Source organism: Pseudomonas sp. QTF5 (assembly GCF_000512695.2).
Classification (GTDB): Bacteria; Pseudomonadota; Gammaproteobacteria; order Pseudomonadales; family Pseudomonadaceae; genus Aquipseudomonas.
Genome location: NZ_AZRW02000024.1, coordinates 17,709 through 42,831 on the forward strand (window position 1 = coordinate 17,709; position 25,123 = coordinate 42,831).

23 protein-coding genes are annotated in these 25,123 nt (G+C 58.9%); 17 read left to right on the forward strand and 6 right to left on the reverse strand.

The features are described from left to right. Positions 1-4: 4 nt before the first annotated feature. The 11 genes from tgt to IC37_RS18645 all read left to right on the forward strand — a co-directional run bounded on the left by tgt (position 5) and on the right by IC37_RS18645 (position 12,059). The gene (tgt, locus tag IC37_RS18590; RefSeq protein WP_170219133.1) at positions 5-1,120 is read left to right on the forward strand and encodes a tRNA guanosine(34) transglycosylase Tgt; all 1,116 of its coding nucleotides are present in this window, start codon (positions 5-7) and stop codon (positions 1,118-1,120) included. 43 nt (positions 1,121-1,163) lie between these two features. Next, the gene (gene yajC / locus IC37_RS18595; RefSeq protein ID WP_008014002.1) at positions 1,164-1,499 is read left to right on the forward strand and encodes a preprotein translocase subunit YajC; all 336 of its coding nucleotides are present in this window, start codon (positions 1,164-1,166) and stop codon (positions 1,497-1,499) included. A 63-nt stretch (positions 1,500-1,562) separates the two neighbouring features. Beyond that, complete coding sequence (secD, locus tag IC37_RS18600; RefSeq protein ID WP_030131134.1) at positions 1,563-3,431, forward strand: protein translocase subunit SecD; 1,869 nt, start codon at positions 1,563-1,565, stop codon at positions 3,429-3,431. Between the two features lie 9 nt (positions 3,432-3,440). Beyond that, positions 3,441-4,355, forward strand: a complete 915-nt coding sequence (gene secF, locus IC37_RS18605) for a protein translocase subunit SecF (protein ID WP_030131135.1) — start codon at positions 3,441-3,443, stop codon at positions 4,353-4,355. Between the two features lie 120 nt (positions 4,356-4,475). Continuing rightward, a complete protein-coding gene (locus IC37_RS18610; protein WP_030131136.1) occupies positions 4,476-5,027 on the forward strand; it encodes a glycine zipper 2TM domain-containing protein in 552 nt (183 codons plus the stop codon). Positions 5,028-5,160: 133 nt separating this feature from the next. Then, complete coding sequence (gene xerD / locus IC37_RS18615) at positions 5,161-6,057, forward strand: site-specific tyrosine recombinase XerD (RefSeq protein WP_030131137.1); 897 nt, start codon at positions 5,161-5,163, stop codon at positions 6,055-6,057. Between the two features lie 255 nt (positions 6,058-6,312). After that, positions 6,313-7,044 (forward strand): bifunctional protein-disulfide isomerase/oxidoreductase DsbC, encoded by a 732-nt coding sequence (dsbC, locus tag IC37_RS18620; RefSeq protein WP_030131138.1) that lies wholly within the window; start codon positions 6,313-6,315, stop codon positions 7,042-7,044. Positions 7,045-7,176: 132 nt separating this feature from the next. Continuing rightward, entirely contained in the window at positions 7,177-8,481 is a 1,305-nt protein-coding gene (locus IC37_RS18625) for a homoserine dehydrogenase (RefSeq protein ID WP_030131139.1), read from the forward strand. 66 nt (positions 8,482-8,547) lie between these two features. Beyond that, positions 8,548-9,957, forward strand: coding sequence for a threonine synthase (gene thrC / locus IC37_RS18630; RefSeq protein ID WP_007897604.1), 1,410 nt, complete (start codon positions 8,548-8,550; stop codon positions 9,955-9,957). A gap of 133 nt (positions 9,958-10,090) precedes the next feature. Further along, on the forward strand, positions 10,091-11,446 hold the full coding sequence (locus IC37_RS18635; protein WP_030131140.1) for a transporter substrate-binding domain-containing protein: 1,356 nt from the start codon (positions 10,091-10,093) through the stop codon (positions 11,444-11,446). Positions 11,447-11,771: 325 nt separating this feature from the next. Beyond that, positions 11,772-12,059: a DUF3509 domain-containing protein gene (locus tag IC37_RS18645; protein ID WP_030131141.1), complete on the forward strand. Its 288-nt coding sequence runs from the start codon at positions 11,772-11,774 to the stop codon at positions 12,057-12,059. 199 nt (positions 12,060-12,258) lie between these two features. Here the strand turns inward: IC37_RS18645 and IC37_RS18650 are convergent, their stop codons facing one another. Continuing rightward, positions 12,259-13,458, reverse strand: a complete 1,200-nt coding sequence (locus IC37_RS18650; RefSeq protein WP_030131142.1) for a CaiB/BaiF CoA-transferase family protein — start codon at positions 13,456-13,458, stop codon at positions 12,259-12,261. A 147-nt stretch (positions 13,459-13,605) separates the two neighbouring features. On the opposite strand from IC37_RS18650, the gene IC37_RS18655 reads away from it, so the two are divergent. The 3 genes from IC37_RS18655 to IC37_RS18665 all read left to right on the forward strand — a co-directional run bounded on the left by IC37_RS18655 (position 13,606) and on the right by IC37_RS18665 (position 17,299). After that, positions 13,606-14,148: a YaeQ family protein gene (locus IC37_RS18655; protein ID WP_007897614.1), complete on the forward strand. Its 543-nt coding sequence runs from the start codon at positions 13,606-13,608 to the stop codon at positions 14,146-14,148. 66 nt (positions 14,149-14,214) lie between these two features. Then, positions 14,215-15,924 carry a single-stranded-DNA-specific exonuclease RecJ gene (recJ, locus tag IC37_RS18660; protein WP_030131143.1) on the forward strand — a complete coding sequence of 570 codons (1,710 nt, stop codon included), beginning with the start codon at positions 14,215-14,217 and terminating at the stop codon, positions 15,922-15,924. Positions 15,925-16,192: 268 nt separating this feature from the next. Next, complete coding sequence (locus IC37_RS18665) at positions 16,193-17,299, forward strand: NADH:flavin oxidoreductase/NADH oxidase (protein WP_030131144.1); 1,107 nt, start codon at positions 16,193-16,195, stop codon at positions 17,297-17,299. A 209-nt stretch (positions 17,300-17,508) separates the two neighbouring features. On the opposite strand, the gene IC37_RS18670 is transcribed toward IC37_RS18665, so the two are convergent. Further along, positions 17,509-19,134, reverse strand: a complete 1,626-nt coding sequence (locus tag IC37_RS18670; RefSeq protein WP_030131145.1) for a glucan biosynthesis protein D — start codon at positions 19,132-19,134, stop codon at positions 17,509-17,511. Positions 19,135-19,545: 411 nt separating this feature from the next. Here IC37_RS18670 and IC37_RS18675 point away from each other — a divergent pair, with 411 nt between their 5' ends. Genes IC37_RS18675 through IC37_RS18685 form a run of 3 tightly spaced genes read left to right on the forward strand, consistent with a single transcriptional unit; the run spans position 19,546 to position 20,520 of the window. Next, positions 19,546-19,731, forward strand: coding sequence for a hypothetical protein (locus tag IC37_RS18675; RefSeq protein ID WP_030131146.1), 186 nt, complete (start codon positions 19,546-19,548; stop codon positions 19,729-19,731). A gap of 19 nt (positions 19,732-19,750) precedes the next feature. Then, positions 19,751-20,119 (forward strand): AbrB/MazE/SpoVT family DNA-binding domain-containing protein, encoded by a 369-nt coding sequence (locus IC37_RS18680; RefSeq protein WP_256580762.1) that lies wholly within the window; start codon positions 19,751-19,753, stop codon positions 20,117-20,119. Continuing rightward, entirely contained in the window at positions 20,119-20,520 is a 402-nt protein-coding gene (locus IC37_RS18685) for a type II toxin-antitoxin system VapC family toxin (RefSeq protein WP_030131148.1), read from the forward strand. Before IC37_RS18680 ends, IC37_RS18685 begins: the two co-directional genes overlap by 1 nt. Positions 20,521-20,665: 145 nt before the next feature. On the opposite strand, the gene IC37_RS18690 is transcribed toward IC37_RS18685, so the two are convergent. From IC37_RS18690 to IC37_RS18710, 4 genes are all read right to left on the reverse strand, one after another. Then, positions 20,666-22,090: a gamma-aminobutyraldehyde dehydrogenase gene (locus IC37_RS18690; RefSeq protein WP_030131149.1), complete on the reverse strand. Its 1,425-nt coding sequence runs from the start codon at positions 22,088-22,090 to the stop codon at positions 20,666-20,668. Between the two features lie 196 nt (positions 22,091-22,286). Beyond that, complete coding sequence (locus tag IC37_RS18700; RefSeq protein WP_030131150.1) at positions 22,287-23,111, reverse strand: ABC transporter permease; 825 nt, start codon at positions 23,109-23,111, stop codon at positions 22,287-22,289. Continuing rightward, a complete protein-coding gene (locus IC37_RS18705; RefSeq protein ID WP_030131151.1) occupies positions 23,101-24,048 on the reverse strand; it encodes an ABC transporter permease in 948 nt (315 codons plus the stop codon). The genes IC37_RS18700 and IC37_RS18705 overlap by 11 nt, the downstream gene beginning before the upstream one ends. A 1-nt stretch (position 24,049) precedes the next feature. Further along, positions 24,050-25,087 carry an ABC transporter ATP-binding protein gene (locus IC37_RS18710; RefSeq protein WP_030131152.1) on the reverse strand — a complete coding sequence of 346 codons (1,038 nt, stop codon included), beginning with the start codon at positions 25,085-25,087 and terminating at the stop codon, positions 24,050-24,052. Positions 25,088-25,123 lie beyond the last annotated feature (36 nt).

Consider the following 25,123-nt stretch of genomic DNA (forward strand, 5'->3'; position numbering starts at 1 on the left):
TCGTATGTCGTTTGAGTTGCTTGCTACTGACGGCAAGGCTCGTCGCGGTCGTTTGACCTTCCCGCGCGGTACCGTCGAGACCCCGGCGTTCATGCCGGTCGGTACGTACGGCACCGTGAAGGGCATGCTGCCGCGGGATATCACCGCGACCGGCGCGGAAATCATTCTGGGCAACACCTTCCACTTGTGGCTGCGTCCCGGCACTGAAGTGATCAAGAAGCACGGCGACCTGCACGATTTCATGCAGTGGAAAGGCCCGATTCTTACCGACTCCGGCGGTTTTCAGGTGTTCAGCCTCGGCGCGATGCGCAAGATCAAGGAGGAGGGTGTGACCTTCGCCTCTCCGGTGGATGGCGCCAAAGTGTTCATGGGGCCGGAAGAGTCGATGCAGGTCCAGCGTGACTTGGGCTCGGACATCGTGATGATTTTCGACGAATGCACGCCATACCCGGCTGACGAAGACGTCGCGCGCATTTCCATGGAACTGTCGTTGCGTTGGGCCAAGCGTTCGAAAGAAGCGCATGGCGACAACACGGCGGCGCTGTTCGGCATCGTGCAGGGCGGCATGCACCAGGATTTGCGCATGCGTTCCCTGGAAGGCCTCGACCAGATCGGTTTCGATGGCCTGGCCATTGGCGGCTTGTCGGTGGGCGAGCCCAAGCATGAAATGATCAAGGTGCTGGATTATCTGCCGGGCCAGATGCCGGCTGACAAACCTCGTTACCTTATGGGCGTTGGCAAACCGGAAGATCTGGTTGAGGGTGTGCGCCGCGGTGTGGACATGTTCGATTGCGTGATGCCAACCCGTAATGCCCGCAATGGGCATCTGTTCATTGATACAGGCGTGCTGAAGATCCGTAACGCGTTCCATCGCCATGATGATTCGCCGCTGGATCCGACTTGCGACTGCTACACCTGCCAGAACTTCTCCCGTGCTTATCTGCACCATCTGGACAAGTGTGGCGAAATGCTGGGTAGCATGTTGAATACCATCCACAATTTGCGCCATTACCAGGTGCTTATGGCTGGTTTGCGCGAGGCTATTCAACAGGGTACATTGGCCGCCTTTGTCGATGCCTTCTACGCCAAACGCGGGTTACCTGTTCCGCCTTTGGACTGAGTTTTCTGACCCCAAGATTCAACATTTGCAACTGGAGTGCTAAATGAGCTTTTTTATCTCTAATGCCATGGCTGACGCTGCTGCACCTGCGGCAGGCCCAATGGGCGGCGGCTTTGAGTGGATTTTCCTGGTCGGTTTCCTGGTCATCTTCTACCTGATGATCTGGCGTCCACAGGCCAAGCGCGCCAAAGAGCAGAAGAACCTGCTGGGCAGCCTGCAAAAAGGTGACGAAGTTGTGACCACCGGTGGTATCGCCGGCAAGATCACCAAAGTGTCCGATGACTTCGTTGTTCTGGAAGTCTCCGACACCGTCGAAATGAAGTTCCAGAAAGGCGCCATCGCCGCCACGCTGCCAAAAGGCACGCTCAAAGCGATCTAAGTTTCAACTTCTACTCAATCGACGGGGCGCGCAAGGCGCCCCGCGTCATAAGCGGGCGGCGTGATGCTGAACAAATACCCTCTGTGGAAATACATTCTGATCCTGGCGGTGCTGGCGATCGGTCTGATTTATTCCGCTCCCAATCTTTATCCTGATGATCCGGCCATTCAGGTCAGCGGTGCCAGCACGGCGCTGCAGGTCACTCAGGCTGATCTGGATCGTGTGAGCACCGCGCTCAAGGACTCCGGGATCAACGTCAAAGCGGCCACCCTGGCTGCGGGCGGCAAGGGCGGTCTGATCCGTCTGACCAAGGCTGAAGATCAGCTGCCAGCCAAAGACGTCGTGCGCAAGGCATTGGGTGATGACTACGTCGTTGCACTGAACCTGGCACAAACCACCCCGCAATGGCTGCGCAGCCTTGGCGCGCACCCGATGAAGCTGGGTCTGGACTTGTCCGGTGGTGTGCACTTCCTGCTGGAAGTGGACATGGACAAAGCCCTCGACGCACGCCTGAAAGTCTACGAAGGCGACGTCAAGAGCCTGTTGCGTAAAGAGAAACTGCGCTATCGCAGCCTGCCGCAACTGGGCGGTGCCATTCAGCTGGGTTTCACTGATGAAGCAGCCCGCGAACAGGCCCGTGTGCTGATTCGCAAGAACTTCAACGATTTCGACATTGTTCCGGCCGACCTCAATGGCCAACCGGTACTGCGTCTGGCGATGACCCCGGCCAAGCTGGCGGAAATCCGCGAATACTCCATCAAGCAGAACTTGACCACGGTACGTAACCGCGTCAACGAGCTGGGTGTTGCCGAACCTATCGTTCAGCGCCAAGGCGCCAACCGCATCGTGGTTGAGCTGCCGGGCGTGCAAGACACTGCAGAAGCCAAGCGTATCCTCGGCAAGACGGCCAACCTTGAGTTCCGTCTGGCGGCTGAGCCTGGCGCTTCGAAAGCCACTTCCGAGTCATTCGAGTTCCGTGAAGGCAATCGTCCTGCGGCGCTGATCGAGCGTGGCCTGATCATCACCGGTGACCAGGTGACTGACGCCAAGGCTGGCTTCGGCGAGCAAGGCACGCCAGAAGTGAACATCCGTCTGGATGGCCACGGTGGCGAGCTGATGAGTCGTGCGACTCGCAACAACGTCGGTCGCAGCATGGCGGTGATCTTCATCGAACAACGTCCTGTCACCACTTACATCAAGCAAGTGGTCAACGGCGTCGAGAAAGACGTACCGGTTCAAACGTTCAAAGAAGAGAAGAAGATCATCAGCCTGGCGACCATCCAGTCGCCACTGGGTGCCCAGTTCCGCATCACTGGCCTGAACGGCCAGGGCGAATCGTCCGAACTGGCGCTGCTGCTGCGTGCCGGTGGTCTGGCGGCACCGATGTACTTTGCTGAAGAACGTACCATCGGCCCAAGCCTGGGTGCCGACAACATCACCAAAGGTATCGATGCATCGCTGTGGGGAATGCTGTTTGTCTCGCTGTTCATCATGGCCATCTACCGCTTCTTCGGCCTCATCGCCACCGTCGCGCTGACGGTGAACATGGTGATGCTGCTGGCCTTGATGTCGCTGCTGGGTGCAACGCTGACCCTGCCGGGTATCGCCGGTATCGTGTTGACCATGGGTATGGCGGTCGACGCCAACGTGCTGATCTTCTCGCGGATACGTGAAGAGATTGCGGCTGGCATGACGGTGCAGCGGGCAATCAACGAAGGCTTCGGCCGGGCATTCACCGCGATTCTCGACGCCAACCTGACAACCTTGTTGGTAGGCGGGATTCTCTTTGCCATGGGCACCGGCCCGGTCAAGGGGTTCGCTGTGACCATGTCCCTCGGGATCTTTACCTCGATGTTCACGGCCATCATGGTGACCCGCGCGATGGTCAACCTGATCTTCGGCGGTCGTGACTTCAAGAAGTTGTGGATTTAAGGGGCTGCCATGTTACGTACAATCAACTTCATGGGCGTTCGCAACGTTGCGTTCGGCGTCACATTGTTCCTTACGGTTCTGGCTCTGTTCAGCGTCGCCACCAAGGGCATGAACTGGGGGCTGGACTTCACCGGCGGTACGCTCATCGAGCTGACCTACGAACGTCCGGCCGACGTCACCAAGGTGCGTGAGCAGCTGGTTACGTCGGGTTATCACGAGGCGATCGTACAGAGCTTCGGTGCGACTACCGATTTGCTGGTGCGTATGCCAGGTGAAGATCCGCAGTTGGGTCACCAAGTGGCCGAGGCCTTGCAGAAGGTCGGTGGCGACAACCCTGCGGTGGTCAAGCGCGTCGAATTCGTTGGCCCTCAGGTCGGTGAAGAGCTGCGCGACCAGGGCGGCCTCGGCATGCTGATGGCGCTGGGCGGCATTTTGATCTACCTGGCTTTCCGCTTTCAGTGGAAGTTTGCAGTCGGTGCGATCGTTTCGCTGATTCACGACGTGATCGTGACCATCGGTATCCTGTCGTTCTTCCAGATCACCTTCGACCTGACGGTACTGGCGGCAGTGCTGGCGATCATCGGTTACTCGCTCAACGACACCATCGTGGTATTCGACCGGGTTCGTGAGAACTTCCGGGTACTGCGCAAGGCCAGCCTGATCGAGAACATCAACATCTCGACCACGCAAACCCTGTTGCGGACCATGGCGACGTCGATCTCCACTTTGCTGGCGATCGCGGCCCTGTTGTTCTTCGGTGGCGACAACCTGTTCGGCTTCTCCATTGCCCTGTTCATCGGTGTTCTGGCGGGTACTTACTCGTCGATCTACATCGCGAACGTGGTGCTGATCTGGCTGAACCTGAGCAGCGAGGACCTGATTCCTGTTGCGGCGGTCGAGACGGAAGTCGACGACCGTCCATAACGGTAATCGTTTTTCCCGCTATGGCCGAGAAGGCGCGAGTATTGAACTCGCGCCTTTTTTTATGCTCCAAGGCTGGGAGAAGCGCGGGTTTGTCCCGCCTGTGATGGCCAGGAGGTTCATGTGAACAAGTCGTTGCTGGTTGGTGCGGTATTGGGTGCTGTCGGTGTCACTGCCGGGGGTGCTGTTGCCACCTACAACCTGGTAAAAAGCGGCCCTGAGTATGCGCAAGTGCTGGCCGTTGAACCGGTCAAGACACAAATCAAGACTCCACGTGAAGTGTGCAAGGACGTTGCGGTTACCCGGCAAGCGCCGGTAAAAGATCAACACCAGATCGCCGGTACGGTGGTCGGCGCGCTGGCGGGTGGCCTGTTGGGCAACCAGATCGGCGGCGGTACAGGCAAGAAAATCGCCACAGTGGCCGGTGCGGTCGGCGGCGGTTATGCGGGTAACAAGGTGCAGGAAGGCATGCAGGAGCGTGATACCTACACCACGACTCAAACTCGCTGTAACACCGTGAATGACATCAGCGACAAAGTTGTAGGCTATGACGTTCGTTATTCGCTGGAAGGCAAGGAAGGCAAAGTGCGGATGGATCGCGATCCGGGCAACCAGATTCCGGTCGACAAGGAAGGCAAGTTGATCCTGGGGCAGAACGAACCGGCTCAACAATAAGCTGAGCGCCTCAAGCAAAAAGAAGCATCCCGAGAGGGATGCTTTTTTTGTGCCTGAATTTTATGTTCACCGCCAACGTGCTATGAAAGACTCTTCATTTTTCGCGGCCTTACGCCTGCCTGTCTGAGACCCCATGCCCGCCATCGACCATCCCCTGATAGACCAGTTCCTCGACGCCTTGTGGCTGGAGAAAGGCCTTTCCGATAACACCCGCGATGCCTATCGCAGTGACCTGGCGTTGTTCAACGGCTGGTTGCAGGAGAAGGGCCTGGAGATGATCAATACCGGCCGCGAGTTGATCCTCGATCACTTGGCCTGGCGCCTGGAGCAAAACTACAAACCCCGTTCTACTGCGCGATTTCTCTCTGGTGTGCGCGGCTTCTATCGCTATTTGCTGCGTGAAAAGCTGATCGCTGTCGATCCGACTTTGCGCGTTGATATGCCGCAACTGGGTAGGCCGTTGCCTAAATCCTTGTCGGAGGCCGATGTGGAAGCGCTGCTGGCCGCGCCAGACCTGAGCGAAGCCATCGGTCAGCGTGACCGCGCCATGCTTGAGGTGCTTTATGCCTGTGGCTTGCGGGTCACAGAGCTGATCAGCCTGACGTTGGAGCAGGTCAACCTGCGTCAGGGTGTGCTGCGGGTGATGGGCAAGGGCAGCAAGGAGCGGCTGGTGCCGATGGGCGAGGAGGCGATTGTCTGGGTCGAACGCTACATGCGCGATGCCCGTGGCGAGCTGCTGGGCGGGCGTCCCAGCGATGTGCTGTTCCCCAGCCTGCGCGGCGAGCAAATGACCCGCCAGACCTTCTGGCACCGCATCAAGCACCAGGCCAAGGTCGCCGGTATTGGCAAGTCGCTGTCGCCGCATACCCTGCGTCATGCCTTCGCCACGCACTTGCTCAACCACGGTGCCGATTTGCGGGTGGTGCAAATGCTGCTCGGCCACAGCGATCTCTCGACCACCCAGATCTATACTCACGTCGCCCGCGCACGTTTGCAGGACTTGCACGCCAAACATCACCCGCGCGGCTGACACCATTCTTCTGGGAGCGGGCTTGCTCGCGAATACGGTGTACCAGTCAAAGATGATGTCGACTGACACACCGTATTCGCGAGCAAGCCCGCTCCCACATAAAAGCCAGCACGGCCACAATGTCTCGCGTCACCCGCATTCGGCCACAGGGGCCTTATGTGGTAGGCTTTGCCGGTTTGCACGATGGGCGTTTATGACCCGGTGTTTCGGCACGGGCGTTCTGATCGTCCCATTTGTCCGCCTTCAGGAGTTCTCATGCGTCTGACCCAGATTTTCGCCGCCGCAGCCATTGCGTTGGTCAGCACCTTTGCCGTCGCCGATGATGCGGCCGACAAAGCCATTCGTAAAAGCCTGGAAAACCTCCAGCTTGACGTGCCGGTCGAAACCATCACCGCCAGCCCGTTGCCAGGTCTGTACGAAGTCAAACTCAAGGGCAGCCGCGTGCTGTACGCCAGTGCCGACGGCCAATATGTCGTTCAGGGCTATCTGTTTCAGCTTAAGGACGGCAAACCGGTCAACCTGACGGAGAAGACCGAGCGCCTGGGCATTTCGAAACTGATTAACGGCATTCCAGTGGCTGAAACCGTGGTCTACCCGGCCATCGGCGAAACCAAGTCGCACATCACTGTCTTCACCGACACCACCTGCCCGTACTGTCACAAGCTGCACGCCGAAGTGCCGGAGCTGAACAAGCTGGGTATCGAAGTGCGTTATGTTGCGTTCCCGCGCCAGGGCCTGGGCTCGCCGGGTGACGAGCAACTGCAAGCCGTGTGGTGCTCGAAAGACAAGAAAGCCGCCATGGACAAAATGGTCGATGGCAAGGAAATCAAGGCCGCCAAGTGCGAGAACCCGGTGTCCAAGCAGTTCGCCCTCGGCCAGTCGATTGGTGTGAACGGTACACCGGCCATCGTTTTGGCCGATGGGCAGGTCATTCCGGGCTACCAGCCTGCGCCACAAGTCGCCAAACTGGCGCTGGGCGCGAAATAGTTTCGCATCGTCACGGTCAGCCTTGACGATCATGGTCTGGCGGCAACATTGTCGGGCCATTAATAGAGAGCCGCGAACATGCGGTTGTTTTCACGGCCGGCCTTGAGTCGGCCGTTTCATGGGGAGTTCACAGTGAAACCGGTCAAAGTAGGCATCTGTGGGTTAGGGACCGTCGGTGGCGGTACCTTCAACGTACTTCAGCGCAACGCCGAGGAAATTGCTCGTCGTGCCGGGCGTGGAATCGAAGTGGCACAAATTGCCATGCGCACGCCAAAGCCTCAGTTCCAGACGACCGGTATTGCGATTACCAACGATGTGTTCGAAGTGGCCACGAACCCTGAGATCGACATCGTTATAGAGCTGATGGGCGGCTACACCGTTGCCCGCGAGCTGGTACTCAAGGCCATCGAGAATGGCAAGCATGTGGTCACCGCGAACAAGGCACTGATCGCCGTTCACGGTAATGAAATTTTCGCCAAGGCTCGCGAGAAGGGCGTGATCGTTGCGTTCGAAGCGGCTGTGGCCGGCGGCATTCCGGTGATCAAAGCGATCCGCGAAGGTTTGTCCGCCAACCGCATCAACTGGGTGGCCGGGATCATCAACGGTACCGGCAACTTCATTCTCACCGAAATGCGTGAGAAGGGCCGCACCTTCGAAGACGTACTCGCCGAGGCGCAAGCCCTGGGTTACGCCGAAGCCGATCCAACCTTCGACGTCGAAGGCATCGATGCAGCCCACAAGCTGACGATCCTGGCGTCCATCGCGTTCGGCATTCCGCTGCAATTCGATAAGGCGTACACCGAAGGCATCACCAAGCTGACCACCGCTGACGTGAACTACGCCGAAGCGCTGGGTTATCGCATCAAGCACCTGGGCGTGGCGCGCAGCACCGCGGCCGGCATCGAGCTGCGTGTGCACCCGACGTTGATCCCGGCCGATCGCTTGATCGCCAACGTCAACGGCGTGATGAACGCGGTGATGGTCAACGGTGATGCTGCCGGTTCGACCCTGTTCTACGGCGCTGGCGCCGGCATGGAACCGACCGCTTCGTCGGTGATCGCCGACTTGGTGGACGTGGTTCGCGCCATGACGTCCGACCCGGAAAACCGCGTACCGCACCTGGCGTTCCAGCCGGATTCGCTGTCGGCCCACCCGATCCTGCCGATCGAGGCCTGCGAAAGCGCTTACTACCTGCGCATTCAGGCCAAGGACCATCCGGGCGTGCTGGCTCAGGTGGCGAGCATCCTGTCGGAGCGCGGCATCAACATCGAATCGATCATGCAGAAAGAAGTCGAAGAGCATGACGGTCTGGTGCCAATGATCCTGCTGACGCACCGTGTGCTGGAGCAGCACATGAACGACGCGATCAACGCCCTGGAGGCCTTGGAAGGCGTGGTCGGCCCGGTCGTACGGATCCGCGTCGAGCACCTGAACTAAGCCGTTATCGTTCACCGGGCTCGCACGCGGGCCCGGCATTGCGAACACTGTCTATTGGAGCCAGTCATGCGTTATATCAGTACCCGCGGCCAGGCACCGGCCCTGAATTTCGAAGATGTCCTGCTGGCCGGTCTCGCCACCGACGGCGGTCTGTACGTTCCGGAAAACCTGCCACGTTTCACCCAGGAAGAAATCGCTTCCTGGGCTGGCCTGCCGTATCACGAGCTGGCCTTCCGGGTGATGCGCCCGTTCGTGACCGGCAGCATCCCTGATGCCGATTTCAAAAAAATTCTTGAAGAAACGTACGGCGTGTTCTCCCACAACGCCGTGGCACCGCTGCGTCAGCTGAATGGCAACGAATGGGTACTGGAGCTGTTCCACGGCCCGACCCTGGCGTTCAAGGACTTTGCCCTGCAACTGCTGGGGCGTCTGCTCGACTACGTGCTGGAAAAGCGCGGCGAGCGCGTGGTGATTGTTGGCGCCACCTCCGGCGACACCGGTTCGGCGGCGATCGAAGGTTGCAAGCACTGCGAAAACGTCGACATCTTCATTCTGCACCCGCACAACCGTGTGTCCGAAGTGCAGCGTCGCCAGATGACCACCATATTCGGCGAGAACATCCACAACATCGCCATCGAAGGCAACTTCGATGACTGCCAGGAAATGGTCAAGGCCAGCTTCGCCGACCAGAGCTTCCTCAAGGGCACGCGCCTGGTGGCGGTGAACTCGATCAACTGGGCGCGGATCATGGCCCAGATCGTTTACTACTTCCACGCAGCCCTGCAACTGGGCGGCCCGGCGCGTTCGGTATCGTTCTCGGTGCCGACCGGTAACTTCGGCGATATCTTCGCCGGTTACCTGGCGCGCAACATGGGCCTGCCGATCAACCAGTTGATCGTCGCCACCAACCGCAACGACATCCTGCACCGCTTCATGAGCGGCAATCAGTACGTCAAGGAAACCCTGCACGCCACGCTGTCGCCGTCCATGGACATCATGGTCTCGTCGAACTTCGAACGCCTGCTGTTCGACCTGCACGGTCGCAACGGCGCGGCGATTGCCGGCTTGATGGATACCTTCAAGCAGGGCGGCGGTTTCAGCGTCGAACAGGAACGCTGGACCGAGGCACGCAAACTGTTCGATTCGCTGGCCGTGGACGACGCCCAAACGTGCGAAACCATTGCCGAAGTCTTTGAGCAAACCGGCGAGCTGCTGGACCCGCACACAGCCATCGGCGTCAAGGCCGCGCGCGAATGCCGTCGCAGCCTGGATATCCCGATGGTGATCCTCGGCACGGCCCATCCGGTCAAATTTCCGGACGCAGTGGAAAAAGCCGGTGTAGGAAAAGCGCTCGAACTACCTGCACATCTTTCTGATTTGTTTGAGCGAGATGAACGTTGCACCGTGTTGCCGAATGACCTGAAAGCCGTGCAGGCCTTTGTCAGTCAGCATGGCAACCGCGGCAAGCCGCTGTAACCGGTAAAAGCTGTCACATTTTGAAGCCCGTCTCCTGACGGGCTTTCTCATTTCTGCATGCCACACTTGTCGGGTTTCGTAAAAGAAGAGCCGCCCATGAAGGACGGGCGAGACGATCACCAAGGAAGTGGCAATGCTGTTTTTCAGAGGGTTTAAGCCAGCCGTGTGCTGGATGTTTTTGCTGGGCGCCCTGGGCTTTGGGCAATGGGTAAAGGCCGCACAATTGGCGACACATGAATCCCGGGAGTCAGCCACCGTCGCACGCATTGAGCTGGACGCTCAGGAGCGGCAATGGATCGCTGAACATCCGATGGTTATCGTCGCGTCGGCGCAGTACCCGCTGTACCTGTTCAAGGATGAGCACGGTCACTGGAGCGGTTTGAACAACGATATGCTCAACCGCATCAGCGCCATGACAGGGTTGCGGTTCGTCCATGAAGAGTCGTTTTCCACCGACCAACTGCTGGAGCGACTGGAAAGCGGCGCGGCGGAAATGAGCACGACGCTGGCAATGAATGACGAGCGCAAGGTATTCCTGGATTTCAGCCATGCGTTCGGCGGGGCGGGCTGGGTACTCGTGGGGCTGGCAGGTACGCCAGCGATACAGTCCCTGGAACAGCTTTCGAAAAGAGTCCTGGTGCTGCCGACCCGGCACGCCCTGGAGGGCACGATTCGTCGTGACTACCCGGCGATCGAGCTGCGCTCGGTCAAAACCTACGCTGAAGCCCGGGCACTGGTGGAAAGTGGCGAGGCCTACGCCACCATTGAAAACGAAATCGGGGCGCAGCTCTACCCCTTGGGCCGGCTCAAGGTAGGACATGCGGTGGAAGGCAAATGGGAGGCTGATCACTTGGCGGTTCGTAAAGGACAGCCGCAGTTATTGAGCATCCTCAATAAGGCGCTCGAAGCATTTCCGCCCGCCGAATTACGCGCCATGCGGCTGAAGTGGCTGAACGGAATTGTGCCGGTACGCGCGCCCTCGGCCTGGCAGCGGATAACCCAGTGGGGTTGCTGGAGCCTGTTCATCGTTAGCCTGTTCGGCTTGCTCTCATTGCTTTGGAACCGTCGCCTTGCTGCGTTGATCGAACAACGTCGGGACGCCGAGAAAGACCTCAATGACCAGCTCGCCTTCCAGCACGCATTGATAGACGCCATGCCCGATCCGATGTTCGTGCGTGATCTGGAAGGGCGTTTGATCATGTGCAACAAAAGTTATGAGGAGCGCTTGTCGACCCGTTTCGACCAGGTTCAGGGGCGACGACTGATCGAACTCGATGTCTTGCCCAAAGAGACCGCCGAGCAGCTGCACGCCGAGTTCATGACTCAACTCGGTACTCGCAAGACCCGCTTCAGCGAACGTCAGTTGATGTTCAAGGATGGCGTCAGGGACATCTACCAGTGGACGGTGCCGTTTTACAGTGCGGACGGTCAATTGCGAGGACTGCTGGGCGGATGGAGCGATATCGGCAAGCGTACACGCCAGGTGTGAATTGACAATGCCTGTCAGTTAAGCGCAATCCCTGTAGGAGCGAGCTTGCTCGCGAAAGCGATATATCAGGCGACATCAATGTTGACTGTACCGGCGTCTTCGCGAGCAAGTCGGATCGCCGCACCGCCGCTCCCACAAGTTCTGCACCTGGCATTAAGCGTGAACCAGCTGTTTTTTTGCTGTCATCTTTACCGTGCATGCTCTATCTACCAGAGGCGCCGGTGCGCCTGCCGTTGGAATCCAGAACTTTCTTCTCGGGCCTGGGGTCATTTACTGTGGACACGCCCCAGGCACTTTGTTTTCGGACTATGGAGTGGTGATCGAGATGGAAAGTATCAGTCTATTGCTCGGTGAGGCTCTGAGCCCGTATCAGGTCACGTTGACCCCATCGGGTGCCCATGGCGAATGCCTGGTGACACTGAAGAGTGCGAGCGACGCTATCGTGGTCGAACGGCTGTTCAATCAGGCCCAGTTAACCGATAAACGTCTGCTGACGGATGTCGTCGACGGGCTGCACCGCGACGTTCTGATCGCGGAAGGACGTCTGGAGCCCTGTGTCATTGCGGCGTTGCGCAATGCTGCTCAAGACAAGATCCTGACCAGCCGAAATTGAATTGTTTTTTGTGGGAACCTTCCTGCGCCAAGGTCAGTCAGACCATGTAACAGCAGGATCAAGCATTGTGCTCCGGTGTTTGTAGCTTGTTGTCACTGGCCTTTATTCAGGCCACGTTTAACCCCGAGTTGTCTCCCCACTTCTCGGGGTTTCTTTTTGCCTGCGATTTGTCATTGCTGATGAAAGCAGGCGCTTCAGCTTAGATGGCCCCGTCTTCACGCAATCGTGTGATCTGCGCCGGGTCGTAGCCAAGGTCGTGGAGTACCTGCGCATTGTGTTCACCCAGTTGCGGCCCGACCCATTCGGAGCTGCCGGGTGTCTCAGAGAGTTTTGGCACAATGCCGGGCATCTTGAAGTCCTTGCCGTCGGGCAGCTTGGCTTGCAAGAACATTTCCCGGGCCAGGTACTGCGGATCGCTGAACATATCTTCGGCGCTGAAGATGCGGCTGGCAGGAACGTCGGCCTGGTTCAGCTGCGCGATCACCGTGTCCAGCGGCAGTGAGTTGACCCAGCGATCGATCACCCCGTAAATCTCGTCGCGACGGCTATCGCGTCCGTCGTTACTGGCCAGCACAGGGTCGTTAGCCAGGTCTTCGCGACCGATGATCAACATGAAACGCTTGAAGATCGCATCGCCATTAGCGCCGATCTGCACGTGTTTGCCGTCGGCGCTGGTGTGAATGGAGGAGGGCGTGATGCCCGGCATGATGTTGCCGGTGCGTTCGCGGATGAAGCCGAACACGTCGAACTCCGGGACCATGCTTTCCATCATGGCGAAGATCGCTTCGTACAACGCCACATCCACCACTTGCCCCAAGCCGCCGTTGACCTCGCGATGACGCAAAGCCATCAGTGCACCGATCACGCCCCAGAGCGCGGCAATCGAATCACCGATGGAAATCCCGGTGCGCACCGGCGGCCGGTCCTCGAACCCGGTGATGTAACGCAGGCCGCCCATGGATTCACCGACCGCACCGAAACCCGGCTGATCTTTCATCGGCCCGGTCTGGCCAAAGCCCGAAAGCCGCACCATCACCAGTTTCGGGTTCAACGCGTGCAAGACGTCCCAGCCCAGGCCGAGTTTTTCCAGCACGCCGGGGCGAAAATTCTCAATCAGGATGTCTGCATCGCTGAGCAGCTGTTTCAGAATTGCCAGGCCATCCGGGTGTTTCAGATTCAGGGTCAAAGACTTTTTGTTGCGCGCCTGAACGAACCACCACAGCGAAGTGCCTTCATACAACTTGCGCCATTTGCGCAACGGGTCACCGCCGTCCGGGGACTCGATCTTGATCACTTCGGCGCCGAATTCGCCGCAAATACGCGAGGCAAACGGCCCGGCAATCAACGTACCCAATTCGATGACTTTCAGACCCGAGAGCGGCTTGTTGGAGAACGGCATACTGAATCCTGTAGGACAAGGGCTGAGCGAATACAGCGTTTTAACATAGGCCGGCATCAGTCGCTCAAAGTTGATCGCCTTCAATTCGTTGATTGCCTGTTGCATCGGTTAGACTTGCCGCCTTTCCTCGTATCAAGAAGCCCGTTCATGGCCCAGCCGTCCACGACCTACAAGTTTGAACTGAACCTCACCGATCTCGACCGCAGCGTCTACGAGAGCGTGAAGCAGACCATCGCCCGTCACCCTTCGGAAACCGAAGAGCGCATGACCGTGCGGCTGTTGGCCTACGCCTTCTGGTACAACGAGCAGCTGTCCTTTGGCCGCGGTCTGTCAGACGTGGATGAGCCAGCGCTGTGGGAAAAGAGCCTGGATGATCGTGTCCTGCACTGGATCGAAGTCGGCCAGCCAGACGCCGATCGCCTGACCTGGTGCTCGCGCCGCACCGAGCGCACCAGCCTGCTGGCTTACGGCAGCCTGCGTGTCTGGGAAACCAAAGTGATCCCGGCGATCAAAAACCTGAAAAACGTTCACATCGCTGCTGTGCCTCAGGAAGTGCTGGAAACCCTGGCCAAGGACATGCCGCGCGTTATCAAGTGGGACGTGATGATCAGCGAAGGAACGATTTTCGTCACCGACGACCGTGGTCAGCACGAAGTCCAGTTGCAATGGCTGAGCGGTGAGCGCGGCTGATTATTCGCCGCTGAACAGCGTTACCCGGTTTTATCCTACGTATTCAAGAGAAGCACCTGTCACCCCATGCGCATCGAACCTCGCCTGTTGCCCGACACCCTGCCATTCCTCGGTGATATTCCACCGCTGCTGACCCGCCTTTACGCGGCGCGGGGCGTGCAGTCCGAGGCTGAACTGGACAAGAGCCTGGCGCGGCTGATTCCGTATCAGCAGCTCAAAGGCATCGATGCGGCGGTGGATTTGCTGGTGACGGCCCTGGAGCAGCGTCAACGGATTCTGATCGTCGGTGACTTCGACGCCGATGGTGCGACGGCCAGTACCGTGGGCATGCTGGGGTTGCGCCTGTTGGGTGCGGCGCATGTCGACTATCTGGTGCCGAACCGGTTCGAGTATGGCTATGGCCTGACACCGGAGATCGTCGAAGTGGCGCTGACTCGCCAGCCGCACCTGCTGATCACCGTGGACAACGGCATCTCCAGCGTCGAAGGCGTGGCCGCGGCGAAAAAGGCCGGGCTCAAGGTGCTGGTCACCGATCACCACTTGCCCGGCGATGAGCTGCCGTTGGCCGATGCCATCGTCAATCCGAATCAGCCGGGTTGCGAGTTTCCGAGCAAAGCCCTGGCCGGTGTCGGGGTGATCTTCTATGTGCTGATGGCCCTGCGCGCGCGCTTGCGCAGCCTGGGCTGGTACGAAAGCAAGCCGCAGCCGAACATTGGCGAACTGCTGGATCTGGTGGCGCTGGGCAGCGTCGCCGACGTGGTGCCGCTGGATGCCAACAACCGGATTCTGGTGCATCAAGGCCTGGAGCGAATTCGCGCCGGGCGCGCGCGGCCGGGAATCAAGGCGATCCTTGAAGTGGCCAAGCGTGATCATTCGCGCATCACTTCCACCGACCTGGGCTTCATCCTCGGCCCGCGTCTGAACGCGGCAGGGCGTCTGGACGACATGAGCCTGGGCATCGAATGCCTGCTCACCGAAGACGCGGGCGCTGCCCGTGAAATGGCCGCTCAGCTGGATGGCATGAACCAGGACCGCAAATCCATCGAGCAGGGCATGCAGCGTGAGGCGCTGGCCCAACTCAAGGATTTACCGCTGGAATCGATGCCGTTCGGCCTGTGTCTGTTCGATCCCGAGTGGCATCAGGGCGTCATCGGTATCCTCGCATCGCGTATGAAAGAGCGCTATTTCCGTCCGACCATTGCCTTTGCCGATGCTGGCGATGGTCTGCTCAAGGGCTCGGGGCGTTCGGTTCAGGGTTTTCACATTCGCGATGCCTTGAGCGTGGTCGCGGCGCAGCATCCGAACCTGATGAGCAAGTACGGCGGCCATGCCATGGCGGCCGGCCTGACGCTGCCGGAGGCGAATTTTCCGTTGTTTGCCGAGGCCTTTGACGCCGAAGTGCGTAGGCAAATGCGTGAAGAAGACCTGACCGGGCGCCTGCTGTCGGACGGCACGTTGGCGGTCGAAGAGTTTCACCTGGAACTGGCCCGCGCCCTGCGCCACGCCGGGCCGTGGGGGCAACACTTCCCGGAGCCGCTGTTTCACGGGGTGTTTCAGTTGGTCGAGCAGCGCGTCGTGGGTGAGCGGCACCTCAAAGTGGTGCTGAAGAGTGAATGTGGTTCGGTGAAGCTTGATGGAATCGCCTTCGGTATCGACCGTGATATCTGGCCGAATCCGACCATCAAGTGGGTCGAATTGGCCTACAAACTCGACCTCAATGAGTTCCGTGGCAACGAGACCGTTCAGTTGATGATTGCTCACATCGAACCGCGTTAAGCCCTTCGCGAGCAAGCCCGCTCCCACAGGGTCTGCGCTAATCCTGTGGGAGCGGGCTTGCTCGCGAAAGCGATTTCCCTTACACCGAATCTCTCGGAACCCTCCCTCATCCCCCGATGTCGACTAGGCTCTAAGCACTGCTTGATTATCCTTGTGACGTCTTGTCGAATTTTTTGCCCGCGGGGGCGGGTGTTGCACCTTTTTCCTGTCACTCGTCGACTATTCAAACAGAACCCTGGAGCCTGCCCACTGATTCGAGAGGTGCCCCATGAGTCTGCTGCTTGAACCCTATACCCTTCGTCAATTGACCCTGCTTAACCGCATCGCGGTGTCACCGATGTGCCAGTATTCCAGCGTCGATGGGCTGGCTAATGACTGGCATCTGGTCCACCTTGGCAGCCGCGCTATTGGCGGTGCTGGTCTGGTATTCACCGAAGCCACGGCGGTCACCGCCGACGGGCGTATCACTGCCCAGGATCTCGGTCTGTGGAACGATGAACAGATCGAACCCTTGCAACGTATTACCCGCTTTATCGCCGCCCAGGGCGCCGTTGCCGGCATTCAGTTGGCCCACGCCGGGCGCAAGGCCAGCACGCATCGGCCGTGGCTCGGAAAGCATGGCAGCGTCAAGCCGGAAGACGGCGGCTGGATCCCGGTCGGCCCTTCGCCCATCGCTTACGACCCTCAGCACACACCACCGAAACAGCTCGATGAGGGCGAGATCGCCGACGTCATTCAAGCCTTCGTCGATTCGGCCAAACGGGCACTGACCGCCGGTTTCAAAGTGGTCGAAGTACACGCCGCCCACGGTTACCTGTTGCACCAATTTCTTTCGCCCCTGAGCAATCAGCGACGCGATCAGTACGGCGGTTCGTTCGAAAATCGAATTCGGCTGGTGCTGCAAGTCACCGAAGCGGTGCGTGCGGTGTGGCCTGAAGAATTACCGGTGTTTGTGCGGGTGTCGGCCACCGATTGGGTGGAGGACGGCTGGAACCCTGATGAAACCGTAGAGCTGGCGCGACGCCTCAAAGATCTGGGCGTGGACCTGATCGATGTCTCATCGGGCGGTACGGCGGTAAACGCCGAGATTCCTACAGGCCCCGGTTACCAGACCCGTTTTGCCGAGCGCGTACGCAAGGAGTCAGGCATGGCCACCGGCACGGTCGGGATGATCACCGAACCTGCTCAGGCCGAGCACATTCTGCGTACTTGTCAGGCCGACATCATCTTCCTCGCCCGGGAACTGTTGCGTGATCCGTATTGGCCGCTGCATGCCGATGATGATCTGGGCGGGAACAAGGCTATCTGGCCGGCGCAATACCAGCGGGCCACTCATCGTGATCAGCCGATTCATGAATCGGATTTGCGTGATTGAATGCTGCTGTAAAACCTAAAAAGCCCCGGTCGAGTTGACCGGGGCTTTTTGATTTCAGGGTCGGGATATTGGTCGGCTATTCGGCCGTCTTCGCGAGCAAGCCCGCTCCCACATTGGATCCCCTTGAGGCAAAGATTTTGTATACGACAAAGATCAACTGTGGGAGCGGGCTTGCTCGCGAAGGGGCCATATCAGACCCCGACTAACTTTCAGGTGTACTTACGCTTCTCCGGCGCCGGCGGGAAATACTGGTACAACCAGGTTTCACTCAACGTCCGGTCATTGGTGCGAATGAACAACCGCAGCTCCACCGGTGCCACGCTGTCATTGGTCGGGTACCAGTCGAAAGTAATGCGGTAGCCCTTGATGTCATCGAGCACCAACACATTGAAGTCCTTCACTTCGCCATTCGAGCAGGTCACCACCGGCTCGATCCCCGCGCCTTCGGGCAAGCGGTCCAGACCGCCGCCGGTGAAGTCCACGGCAAAGCGTCGCGCCCAGACTGGCGGGTAATGCTCGCCCGGCGCCCAGCCTTCTATGAACCCGCCCATGCCCGAACGGGTCGCGTTGACCCGCGCCAGCGGCGTGCTCACCGGTGGCAGGGAGCTCCAGTAGAGCTTGTAGCCGTAATTGAGGGAGTCCCCGGCCGCGACCGGTTTTTTCGGCGTCCAGAACGCGACGATGTTATCAAGGGTTTCGCCAGTTGTAGGAATTTCCAGCAAATCAATAGAGCCTTCGCCCCACGCGGTTGTAGGTTCTACCCACAGACTCGGGCGCTTGCTGTACCAGTCGACGGTGTCCTGATAATTGGCGAACTCGTGATCGGTCTGCACCAGGCCGAAACCTTTCGGATCTGTATCGGCAAAGGCATTGAATTGCAGGGTGGCCGGGTTGTTCAGCGGACGGCAGATCCACTCGCCGTTGCCGCGCCACATGGCCAGGCGATCGGAGTCGTGGATTTGCGGGTGAATCGTGTCGCACATGCGTCGTTCGTGGGTGCCGCAGCTGAACATGCTGGTCATCGGCGCGATACCCAGTTGCTCGATGGCGGTGCGGGCATTGACGTGGGCGTCGACTTCCATCACCACACGCTCGGCCTGGCAATCGATGTCAAAACGGTAGGCGCCAGTGGCGCTCGGCGAATCGAGCAGGGCGTAAACCACGAAACGGGTGCTGTCCTTGTCCGGGGTCTCGAACCAGAACTTGGTGAAGTCCGGGAATTCTTCACGCTTCTTGGCGTAGGTATCGATCGCCAGGCCGCGAGCCGACAAACCGTACTGGCCGGTGGCATCTACCGCGCGGAAATAACTGGCACCGAGGAACGACAGTACGTCGTGCTGATCCAGCTCCGGGGCCTTGAACAGCTTGAACCCCGAGAAACCCAGATCGCCTTTGAGCTGTTTAGTGTCGACAGTAGTTTTTTCGTAGTTGAACAGCGACGGGCGGAAATGCACCTCGCGCGCCAGTCGAGTCTTGGGATCGACGCTGTACATGCGCACCGGTTGCTTGAAACCCATGCCGACGTGGAAAAACTGCACGTCCAGCTGACCTTTCAGGTCCTTCCACAGCGAGTGGTTGCCGTCGTAGCGAATCGCGTTGAAATTCTGCGGCGTCATGGTCGCCAGCGTCGGCGGCAGCACCTGCTTGGTGTCCTGATAAGGCTTGCCGGCGAGTTGTTTGGCCTGGCTCTTCAGCGCTTCGAAGTCGAACGCCACAGCGTCGCCATCAGCCGTGCTGCTGCCAGCCCAGGCGCGTGCCGCCAATAGACCGGTGGCCGAGAGACCGGTGTAAGCCGCGATGGCCATGGAGGCTTTGAGCAAATTCCTGCGGTGCATAAGTACAACCTGTCGTGAACAATCCCGCGCCGTTCCTGGCACGTGCTGGATCAAAAATAACGGTTCGGACATGCCTTGGCCAAACGCAACGGACTTTAGAACAGATGCCAAATAGCTTAAACCGTTCGGTTGCAGAGCAAAAATGATTGATGGCACAGCGACAGCGCGGCAATGAAACAAGACATTTCAGGTAACGTTTCTCACAGCACTTTCTGATTTATAGGGCATATCTGCTTTTTTCGACTAATTACTCTAAAAACGCTTTTCAGCGCCGATTTAATTTCTATTCTATGGGGCATGACCGGTTTCGGCCCTTCAGACCGGTGGGTTCAGCGGGCACAAGGTGACCGTTGAAAGTGATAGGGCGATGCGGTTTTGAAGTTTTCTCTGACGTATAGAAGGACATCGTCCATGTCGAAAGTACAAGGCATCACTGAAATGTTAGGAATCTTCCCCTGCCTGACCATCGGGCGGCGAAGGCGTCGGCTCAGTTCGGAGGAGTTGAAGTTGGTGGAGCGGTATCGCGAGCTGTCGGAGAGTGACCGGATTGCGATGCGGTATCTGGTGGATGCGATGCGCAGTGTTTCGCGGTTTTGAGGAGGTGATGGATTCGGCCATGACAGCATTGTCGTGGTCGGATCCTTCAGAACGAAGAGAACTTGCCTACGATGAGCGGCGGTTGCAGGCTCGCACGCTAAGTATTACGTTTGTCCGTAGAGTAATACTTCAGGAGATCATCATGACAACAACCATGACCAGTAAAGGGCAAGTCACCATTCCCAAGCCTATTCGTGATGCATTGCATCTGAAGCCAGGTGCGGCAATTGAATTCAGTGTCAACGCGCAAGGTGAAGTGGTACTGCACAGCGGTAAACCCAAAATGGGTAAGGCAGTCACTATCGACCGCTTCGAAGCCGTGCGTGGAAAGGCGGATATAAAATGGCGAACCGACGATTTGATGGCGCTATTACGGGGTGACGACTGATGATATTGGTCGACACGAACGTGTTGATTGATGTCTTGGAGGACGACCCTGTCTGGGCTGATTGGTCCATACAACAGCTTCGCGCCCAATCCCAGATCCATGAATTGGCTATCAATCCGATTATTTACACCGAACTGTCACAGACATTTTCCAATTTCGAAGCGTTGGATGATGTCGTCACTCAGCTTGGTCTTGCGATGCAAGAAGTCCCGCGCCCCGCTTTGTTTTTGGCAGGAAAGGCTTTCGTTCGTTACCGTAAAGTGGGTGGTGGAAAAAATAATGTTTTGGCGGATTTTTTCATCGGGGCTCATGCTGCTGTGAAAAAGTTGCCCCTATTGACGCGGGATGCCAAGCGCTACCGTAGCTATTTTCCATCGGTTGAGTTGATAGTGCCGGTCTGAGAGCTCTCTGTTTCCACGGATATATCTGTCGAGCTGGCAATCGGTAAAGGTTTTTGAGTTCTTCGTTGATGGGGGGAAGACCATCGCGAGCAAGCTTGCTCCCACAGGTTGAGCACTGTAGGAGCGAGGCTTGCCCGCGAAGCTTTTAATGCTTGAACATCACATGCCGTACAACGGTGTAATCCTCCAGCCCATACATGGACATGTCTTTCCCATAACCGGACAGTTTCTGACCGCCGTGAGGCATTTCGCTGACCAGCATGAAGTGGGTGTTCACCCACGTGCAGCCGTACTGCAGGCGTGCAGACAGGCGATGCGCGCGGCCGACGTCCGCGGTCCAGACCGACGACGCCAGGCCGTAGTCTGAATCGTTGGCCCAGGCCAGTGCTTGCGCTTCATCGGTGAACTTGGTGACCGACACTACCGGTCCGAACACTTCGCGGCGCACGATCTCGTCGTCCTGTTGCACGTCGGCCAGCACCGTCGGCTCAAAGAAGAAGCCATTGCCTTCCACCGCTTTGCCGCCAGTGATCAAACGAATGTGTGGTTGCGCCATCGCACGCTCAACCAATCCGGTCACGCGGTCGCGATGTTGCGCGCTGATTAACGGGCCCAGCTCAGTCGATGGATCGTCCTGCAAGCCGTACTTGATACTGCTGACGGCGGCACCGAGCTTCTCGACGAACTGGTCGTAGATGCCTGCCTGCACGTAGATGCGGCAGGCGGCGGTGCAATCCTGGCCGGCGTTGTAGAAACCGAAGGTGCGAATGCCTTCCACGGCGGCGTCGATGTCGGCATCGTCGAAGATGATCACCGGCGCCTTGCCGCCCAGTTCCATGTGCATGCGTTTGACGTTGCCGGCGGTGCTGGAAATGATACTCGAGCCGGTGGCGATGGAGCCGGTCAGCGACACCATGCGCACTTTCGGGTGAGTGACCAATGGGCTGCCGACCGTAGGACCACGACCGAACACCAGATTAAGCACGCCCGCCGGGAAGATGTCCGACGCCAGTTCTGCCAGACGCAGGGCGGTCAGCGGGGTTTGTTCCGATGGCTTGAGCACTACGGTATTACCGGCGGCCAGGGCCGGGGCGATTTTCCAGGCGACCATCATCAGCGGGTAGTTCCACGGCGCGATGGAGGCAATCACGCCCACAGGGTCGCGGCGGATCATTGAGGTGTGGCCGGGCAGGTATTCACCCCCCAGCGCGCCGCTCATGCAACGGTTGGCGCCGGCGAAGAAACGGAACACGTCGGCAATCGCCGGGATCTCATCGTTCAGCGCCGCGCTGTAGGGTTTGCCGCAGTTGTCCGACTCCAGTTTGGCCAGCTCTTCGCCATGGGCTTCGATGATGTCGGCAAGTTTGAGCAGCAGCAACGAGCGTTCTTTCGGCGTGGTTTGCGACCAGGCTTCGAAGGCGTTGTCGGCGGCCCGCACGGCGGCGTCGACCTGGGCTTCGCTGGCTTCGTTGATTTCTACCAGCACGCGGCCGAGGGCCGGGTTGAACACGGCTTGGGCAGGGCCGTCGCCATTGACGAGTTGGCCGTTGATCAAGAGTTTGGTTTGCATGGCTATGTCCTCATCGAAGCTGTTGTTTTTCCTCTATGGGAACCGGATCTAATGTGGGAGCGGCGGTGCGGCGATCCGACTTGCTCGCGAAGAGGCCATCACATTCAACATTGATGTTGGCTGACCCACCGCCTTCGCGAGCAAGCCCGCTCCCACATTTAGATCTCCGTTCCAACAGGGGGTTAGTCGTTGTCCGTTATTTCCCGCCACTGCCCGCAACGCTTTCCCCACCTTGGGTCAGGTAATAGGCGCCGAGGATCGGCAGCATGGTCACCATCATCACCAGCATCGCGACGACGTTGGTCACCGGCACGTCCCGTGGGCGGCTGAGCTGGTTGAGCAGCCACAGCGGCAAGGTGCGTTCATGGCCGGCGGTGAAGGTGGTGACGATGATTTCGTCGAACGACAGGGCAAACGCCAGCATGCCACCGGCCAGCATCGCCGAGCCGAGGTTCGGCAGGACGATGTAGCGGAAGGTCTGCCAACCGTCGGCGCCGAGGTCCATCGAAGCTTCGATCAAACTGTGAGAAGTGCGACGCAACCGGGCGATGACGTTGTTGTAGACAATCACCACACAGAAGGTCGCGTGACCGACGATGATGGTGAACATCCCAGGCTCGATCCCCAGCGTCTTGAAGGTCGCCAGCAAGGCGATACCGGTGATGATCCCGGGCAAGGCAATCGGCAGGATCAGCATCAGCGAGATGCCTTGCTTGCCGAAGAAATCCCGGCGGTACAACGCCGCCGACGCCAGCGTACCGAGGACCAACGCAATCAACGTTGCGACGGACGCAATCTGCAGCGACAGCTTGATCGCTTCCAGTACGTCAGGACGCGAGAACGCCACGCCGATCCACTTCAGGGTGAAGCCCTTGGGCGGGAAGCTGAACGCTGCGTCTTCGGTGTTGAAGGCGTAAAGGAAGATGATCAGGATCGGGAAGTGCAAAAACATCAACCCGCCCCAGGCGGCTATGCGCAGGCCCAGGGATGCCCGATCTTGAGATGAAGCATCAGAGCGCATCGAAAGCCCCCAGACGTTTAACGATGGACAGGTAAATGGCGATCAGCACGATCGGCACCAGCGTGAAGGCGGCCGCCATCGGCATGTTGCCAATTGCCCCTTGTTGGGCGTAGACCATGCTGCCGATGAAGTAGCCCGGCGGGCCCACCAGTTGCGGCACGATGAAGTCTCCCAGGGTCAACGAAAAAGTGAAGATCGAACCGGCGGCGATCCCCGGAATCGACAGTGGCAGAATCACTTGCATGAAGGTCTGACGCGGCTTGGCACCGAGGTCCGCCGAAGCTTGCAGAAGCGACGGCGGCAGGCGTTCCAGTGAAGCCTGGATCGGCAGGATCATGAACGGCAGCCAGATATAGACGAACACCATGAACCGTCCCAGATGCGAGGTCGACAAGGTGCTGCCGCCGACGCCCGGAATCCCGAGCACGAACTGCAACACCGGTTCCAGCCCCAGGTGCTGAACGAACCACTGCGCCACGCCGCCCTTGGCCAGCAGCAAGGTCCAGGCGTAGGCCTTGACGATGTAACTGGCCCACATCGGCATCATCACCGCGATGTAGAAAAACGCCTTGGTCTTGCCAGTGGTGTAACGCGCCATGTAGTAGGCAATCGGAAACGCCACGATTGCACTGACGATCGACACGACGATGGCCATGCTCAGGGTGCGTAGGATGATGTCGAAGTTCGACGGCTGGAACAGCGCAGCGAAGTTCGCCAAGGTCAGGTCGGGGGTGACCGCCATGGTGAAGTCATCGAAGGTGTAGAAGCCTTGCCACAGCAGGGTCAGCAGCGAGCCGAGATAGATCGCGCCGAACCACAGCAGCGGCGGCACCAGCAGCAGCGATAGATACAGGTTCGGCCGCCGGTACAGCAGGTTGGAAAACCGGCGCAACGGCGAGCCGCTGGCCGGGGTTTGAGAAGCGGCCATGCTGTTCATCTCACACCCCGCCCACAACATGGTCGTGCAGCGGGATCATCGCTTCGCGCGCCCAACGAGCGCTGATGCGTTGCCCGGTCTGATGTTGCGCGCTGACGTCCAGCCACTGAACATTGGCTTGGCTGATGTTCAAGGTCTGGCCGTTTTCAAGTTTCAGTTCATAGCGGGTGGCGCTGCCCTGGTACTGGATGTCGTGCAGCAGGCCGCTGACTTCGATTTCGTGGCTGGCCAGCGGACCTTCGGCGAAACGCACGTGTTCCGGGCGGATCGAAAACGGCTGTGGATTGCCGCTCAACTGCCGGGCCAGATCGCCGCGAATCACATTGGAAGTGCCGACGAATTCGGCGACAAAGGTAGTCGCCGGTTTCATGTAGAGATGGCGCGGCGTGTCGACTTGTTCGATGCGGCCCTTGTTGAACACCGCCACGCGGTCGGACATTGACAGCGCTTCGGTCTGATCGTGAGTGACGAAGATAAACGTGATGCCGAGCTGGCGTTGCAGCTTCTTCAGCTCGCCTTGCATTTGCTCGCGCAGTTTCAGATCGAGGGCACCCAAAGGTTCGTCGAGCAGCAACACGCGAGGGCGATTGACCAATGCGCGGGCCAGGGCCACACGCTGGCGTTGACCACCGGAGAGTTGCACCGGTTTGCGCTCGCCGTAGCCGCCGAGGGCGACCATGTCGAGGGCTTCTTCGGCGCGTTTATGGCGTTCGGTCTTGCCGATGCCTTTGACTTTCAAACCGTAGGCGACGTTGTCGAGTACGTTCATGTGCGGGAACAGCGCGTAATCCTGGAACACGGTGTTCACGTCGCGCTGATAAGGCGGCAGCCCGGCGGCTTCGGCGCCATGAATGCGGATGGAGCCGGTGCTCGGTTGTTCGAAACCGGCGATCAGGCGCAGGCAGGTGGTTTTGCCCGAGCCGGAAGGGCCCAGCAGGGAAAAGAACTCGCCGTCCTGGATATCGATAGAAACCCGGTCAACGGCCTTCACTTCGCCGAACTGACGGGAAACGTTGGTGAACTGGACTGCAAGCGTCATGGTGCGGAGCTCCAAAAAGGCGAGGGTCGTCACTGT

Excerpts from the sequence above, each read along its gene's own strand:
- tgt (WP_170219133.1), top strand. The coding sequence starts at position 5 with ATGTCGTTTGAGTTGCTTGCTACTGACGGCAAGGCTCGTCGCGGTCGT.
- yajC (WP_008014002.1), top strand. The coding sequence starts at position 1,164 with ATGAGCTTTTTTATCTCTAATGCCATGGCTGACGCTGCTGCACCTGCG.
- secD (WP_030131134.1), top strand. The coding sequence starts at position 1,563 with ATGCTGAACAAATACCCTCTGTGGAAATACATTCTGATCCTGGCGGTG.
- secF (WP_030131135.1), top strand. The coding sequence starts at position 3,441 with ATGTTACGTACAATCAACTTCATGGGCGTTCGCAACGTTGCGTTCGGC.
- xerD (WP_030131137.1), top strand. The coding sequence starts at position 5,161 with ATGCCCGCCATCGACCATCCCCTGATAGACCAGTTCCTCGACGCCTTG.
- dsbC (WP_030131138.1), top strand. The coding sequence starts at position 6,313 with ATGCGTCTGACCCAGATTTTCGCCGCCGCAGCCATTGCGTTGGTCAGC.
- thrC (WP_007897604.1), top strand. The coding sequence starts at position 8,548 with ATGCGTTATATCAGTACCCGCGGCCAGGCACCGGCCCTGAATTTCGAA.
- IC37_RS18635 (WP_030131140.1), top strand. The coding sequence starts at position 10,091 with ATGCTGTTTTTCAGAGGGTTTAAGCCAGCCGTGTGCTGGATGTTTTTG.
- IC37_RS18645 (WP_030131141.1), top strand. The coding sequence starts at position 11,772 with ATGGAAAGTATCAGTCTATTGCTCGGTGAGGCTCTGAGCCCGTATCAG.
- IC37_RS18650 (WP_030131142.1), bottom strand. The coding sequence starts at position 13,458 with ATGCCGTTCTCCAACAAGCCGCTCTCGGGTCTGAAAGTCATCGAATTG.
- IC37_RS18655 (WP_007897614.1), top strand. The coding sequence starts at position 13,606 with ATGGCCCAGCCGTCCACGACCTACAAGTTTGAACTGAACCTCACCGAT.
- recJ (WP_030131143.1), top strand. The coding sequence starts at position 14,215 with ATGCGCATCGAACCTCGCCTGTTGCCCGACACCCTGCCATTCCTCGGT.
- IC37_RS18665 (WP_030131144.1), top strand. The coding sequence starts at position 16,193 with ATGAGTCTGCTGCTTGAACCCTATACCCTTCGTCAATTGACCCTGCTT.
- IC37_RS18670 (WP_030131145.1), bottom strand. The coding sequence starts at position 19,134 with ATGCACCGCAGGAATTTGCTCAAAGCCTCCATGGCCATCGCGGCTTAC.
- IC37_RS18675 (WP_030131146.1), top strand. The coding sequence starts at position 19,546 with ATGTCGAAAGTACAAGGCATCACTGAAATGTTAGGAATCTTCCCCTGC.
- IC37_RS18680 (WP_256580762.1), top strand. The coding sequence starts at position 19,751 with ATGACAGCATTGTCGTGGTCGGATCCTTCAGAACGAAGAGAACTTGCC.
- IC37_RS18685 (WP_030131148.1), top strand. The coding sequence starts at position 20,119 with ATGATATTGGTCGACACGAACGTGTTGATTGATGTCTTGGAGGACGAC.
- IC37_RS18690 (WP_030131149.1), bottom strand. The coding sequence starts at position 22,090 with ATGCAAACCAAACTCTTGATCAACGGCCAACTCGTCAATGGCGACGGC.
- IC37_RS18700 (WP_030131150.1), bottom strand. The coding sequence starts at position 23,111 with ATGCGCTCTGATGCTTCATCTCAAGATCGGGCATCCCTGGGCCTGCGC.
- IC37_RS18705 (WP_030131151.1), bottom strand. The coding sequence starts at position 24,048 with ATGAACAGCATGGCCGCTTCTCAAACCCCGGCCAGCGGCTCGCCGTTG.
- IC37_RS18710 (WP_030131152.1), bottom strand. The coding sequence starts at position 25,087 with ATGACGCTTGCAGTCCAGTTCACCAACGTTTCCCGTCAGTTCGGCGAA.